This is a genomic window from Streptomyces xanthochromogenes (genome assembly GCF_014650455.1).
Classification (GTDB): Bacteria; Actinomycetota; Actinomycetes; order Streptomycetales; family Streptomycetaceae; genus Streptomyces; species Streptomyces xanthochromogenes.
In genome coordinates this window covers 1-607 of the sequence record NZ_BMUZ01000051.1, presented here as the reverse complement: position 1 = coordinate 607, position 607 = coordinate 1, and the positions used below count along the sequence as shown (strand labels likewise).

Genomic DNA, 607 nt, shown 5'->3' with positions numbered 1-607 from the left:
CGTCGACGCGGACGGCGACGGCAAGGCCGACCTGATCGGCCTGGAAACGAACGGCACGATCACGCTCGCCAAGGGCACCGGCAGCGGATTCACCAACTACCACACCATCTCCAGCGGCTACGGCGACTACGTCAACAACAGCCGCCTCAAGGCAGCCGACATCACCGGCGACGGCAAGGCCGACCTCCTCGCCGTCGAAAGCGACGGATCCCTCACCCTCGCCGTCGGCACAGGAAACGGATTCACCAACTTCCACAAGGTCGCCACCGGCTTCGGCGAATACCTCACCGGAAGCCGCCTCAAGCTCGCCGACGTCACCGGCGACGGCAAAGCCGACCTCATCGCCCTGGAAAACAACGGCTCCCTCACCCTCGCCACCAGCACCGGCGACGGCTTCACCAACTACCACACCATCTCCAGCGGCTACGGCAGCTACGTCAACAACGACCGCCTCCGCTTCGGCGACATCACCGGCGACGGCAAGGCCGACATCCTCGCCGTCGAAACCGACGGCAGCCTCACCCTCGGCACCGGAACCGGCGACGGCTTCAAGGACTTCCACAAGGTCGCCACCGGCTTCGGCACCTACGTCAACGACCACCGCCTC

The 607-nt window shown here is 65.9% G+C and carries 1 protein-coding gene; it reads left to right on the top strand.

The window, feature by feature from the left end; translation table 11 throughout:
• Window positions 1-607: FG-GAP repeat domain-containing protein (locus IE267_RS39325; RefSeq protein WP_189766579.1), on the top strand; the 607-nt coding region annotated here is incomplete at both ends.